This is a genomic window from Pseudomonas protegens, from assembly GCF_003732485.1.
Classification (GTDB): Bacteria; Pseudomonadota; Gammaproteobacteria; order Pseudomonadales; family Pseudomonadaceae; genus Aquipseudomonas; species Aquipseudomonas protegens_B.
This window is the reverse complement of the sequence record NZ_MOAK01000092.1, coordinates 74,409-77,579: the sequence shown is the minus strand read 5'-3', so window position 1 is coordinate 77,579 and position 3,171 is coordinate 74,409. Positions and strand designations below refer to the sequence as shown.

3 protein-coding genes are annotated in these 3,171 nt (G+C 61.6%); 2 read left to right on the top strand and 1 reads right to left on the bottom strand.

What is annotated here, in order from left to right:
* Nucleotides 1-1,267, top strand: a 1,267-nt coding sequence (locus BLX41_RS34075; protein ID WP_221179234.1) for a non-ribosomal peptide synthetase, incomplete at its 5' end; no start/stop codon positions are given.
* 37 nt (nucleotides 1,268-1,304) lie between these two features.
* Here the strand turns inward: BLX41_RS34075 and BLX41_RS32740 are convergent.
* Nucleotides 1,305-2,171 carry a class I SAM-dependent methyltransferase gene (locus BLX41_RS32740; protein ID WP_123728204.1) on the bottom strand — a complete coding sequence of 289 codons (867 nt, stop codon included), beginning with the start codon at nucleotides 2,169-2,171 and terminating at the stop codon, nucleotides 1,305-1,307.
* 160 nt (nucleotides 2,172-2,331) lie between these two features.
* Here BLX41_RS32740 and BLX41_RS37020 point away from each other — a divergent pair.
* On the top strand, nucleotides 2,332-3,171 hold an 840-nt coding region (locus tag BLX41_RS37020; RefSeq protein ID WP_259745508.1), incomplete at its 3' end, for an acyltransferase domain-containing protein.

Here is a 3,171-nt window from a genome sequence, read left to right as displayed (position 1 = left end):
GCAGGAGCCGCTCACGGCGGCCGGCAGCACGCGCCATGTGGTTGGCCAAAAACCGTCGACGGCTGCCGAGCAGGGGCGGCAGCTGCTGGCCGACTTGCTGGGAATGCAGCCCCAGGACTTGTCGCCGAGCAAACCCCTGAGCGCTTACGGCGCCGATTCCATCGTGATGTTGCAGTGGGCCATGCAGGTGCAGGCGCAGATTGATCCCGGGTTGGCCCTGGCTGACATCCAGCAGTGCCAGACCCTGGGGGACGTCCTGCAACGGCTGAGCCGGGACGCCACGCCGACCGGCGTGGCGGAGTCGGTACTGCCCGCGCAGATCCTCGGTTTGCTCAGCGGCTCGACGACGCGCTTCCCGGAGTTGCAACGGCTCAACCCGGTGCAACAGGGGCGGCCGGTGTTCTGGTTCCATGGCGCCCTGGGGGGCAGTGAAATCTATCAGGGCCTGGCCCAGCATGTTCAGCGGCCATTTTTCGGGCTGCAGGCCAGAGGCTGGATGACCGATCGGGCACCGTTGCAGGGGATTCAGGCCATGGCGGCCTACTACGTCCAGGTCATCCAGTCGGTGCAGCCACAGGGGCCCTATGACCTGGGCGGCTATTCCCTGGGCGGCATGCTGGCCTATGAAGTGACCCGACAGTTGCAGGAACTGGGGGAGACCGTCATCAGCCTGGTGATGCTCGACTCACCGGACGTGACCGGTGAACGTAGCGCACGCCTGGCCGACAAGACCCGCCTGTTGCAGACCGTCAACATGTCCTTGCAGATGACCCTCGGGCAGACGCCGGAGCGCTTCGCCGAGGTGTTGATCCACCGCGACGAGATCGATCTGGCACTGTCGCCAGCGGACTATCTGCAGCAGCTGACCGACCTGGCCCGACAGCGCGGCCTGAAGACCAGTGACCAGCGCTTGCAGCAGTTGATGGCGCAAGTGACGCAGATCCAGCAGGCGTATCAGGTCGAGCATTATCGGATTCAGCCCCTGCCCAGGGCGGCAGAGGTGGCCTGCTATTACTTTCGCAACGCCAGCGGTTTGTGGATGGGGGACCTGGAGCCGTTTTTCTCCACCGACAGTCAGGAGTTTGCCGCCTTCAACCATGCCGACTACTGGCAGGAGTGGCAGCGGCAATTGCCGAACTTCGAGATGATCGAGGTGGCTTCGGCCAACCACATGACGTTATTGACCCAGCCGGAGGTGTTCAGGGTGATCGCGCAATTCTGCGCGACCCTGTATGGCCAAAGGAGTGTGGAGAATGCCGTTGGCTAGTCTCCCGGACGGCTTCTCCACGGGCTGGCGCAACGGTTCAGGCGGCCTTTTGCAAACGCCAGAACTTGTACGCCAGATGGCCGTTTTTATAAGCCTTGATGCCGCTGTCGTCGAAGAAGTGGAACAGGGTATCGAACGCGTGCCAGACCTCGGGCGGCAGCGGCTCACGCTGCTGCTTTTTCTCCTCTACCAGGCTTCTGAGCAGGTGCTTGAGGTGGCCGTCCTGGCTTTCGAAGGCCCTGATCACGCCGTCGGAAATGTCACGGTGCTCTTCCACCTTGAAACGGGCGTGCTCAATCATGGCCTGGTGCTGGGCCAGCACGTTGCTGAAGAAGTCGACGCCTATGCTGTCAGACTCGGACAGGGCGCTGGTGTTGTCGCCTTTCATGGTGTCGGCATAAAAAAAGCGCCCGTCCTGCTTCAACACCCGCTGCACCTCTGCACCAAAGGTGTTGAGGTCGGGGTAGCAATGGGACGACTCGATGTTGATCACGACGTCGAATTCGTTATCGGCAAACGGCAGGGCCATCGCGTCGCCGCCGACGAAGCTCAGCCCGGGCAAAGCGTGCACCCGGTTGCACAGCTCGATATGGGCCGGGCAGAAGTCCAGACCGGTTACCGAAGCCGCGCCGGTGTAGCGGGCAAGGTAGGAGCAATTGCCGCCCCGGCCCGAGCCGATTTCAAGGACCTTCTTGCCGCGCAGGTCGCTATCGCCCAACAGGGTGCGAATCAGGTTTACCGAACATTTTTGCTCAAGGTCTGCGTCGTTGATCCAGTCGAAGTCGCTGTCTTGGGCCAGGTAGCCGTAGTTGAGGAAGGTCAGGCGTTGGTCGGGGAACATCCGGGTCATCATGTCGTACCACTGACTGATCGGCGATACGGTTTCGGTTGCTGGTGTCGTCATGTCTACCTCCGTGTAAGAAAACCCAAATGGGCTCGCTCGAGGAGCATAGCGGGCGCAAGGCCAGGCCTCGGAAGATTTTTTTGTCGATGTCGCAGACCGTTTCAGATCGGCTCCTATACTGCGAGCCGTCACCTCAGCCATCCATTTCAGGACGAAATTTATGCCGTATCTTTTTCAGGGACAGACGTCTTGCGTGGTGTTCATGTTTCCTGGCCAGGGTTGCCAGTTCTATCAGATGGGCCGCGAGCTCTATCAGAACAATGCAGTGTTCCAACGCTGGATGAACGAGCTCGATACGCTGATTCGCGCCGAACTGGGCCAGTCGGTGATCGCCGGGATTTACCACGACAACAACCCGCGCTCGCAGGTGTTCAATGACATTCGCCTGAGTCACCCGGCGATCTTCATGATCGAGTACGCCCTGGGCAAGACCCTGATCGAACACGGGATCACCCCCGATTACCTGCTGGGTGCCAGCCTTGGCGAACTGGCCGCCGCGGCGCTGGCCGGGGTGATGACGCTGCCTGAGGCGATTGGCCTGGTGGTGCGCCAGGGGCAACTGTTTCATCAACACCAGGCACCGAGCGGAGAGGGCGCGATGCTGGCGATCCTGGCCCCGCAGGCGCTGTACCAACAGATGCCGGTGCTGCACGAACACTGTGACATCGCGGCTTACAATGCGCCGTCGCTGATCGTCGTGGCCGGCCCGTCCAGCCGCGTCGCCGAAGCCGAGCGCCAGCTTAACGCGCAGGACATCGTGTTCCAGCGTCTGCCGGTGAATCAGGCCTTTCATTCGCGTCATATCGATGTGCTCAAGCCGCCAGTCGAGGCGCTGTTCAGCCAGATTCGTCTGCAGCCGGCACAGATCCCGGTGATTTCCTGCCTGAACACCCAGACCTTGCAGGTGTTGGATCGCGACCACTACTGGCAGAGCATCCGCCAGCCGATCCGCTTTACCCAGACACTGCAACGGATCGAGGCTGAGGCCGCCGAGCGTGGC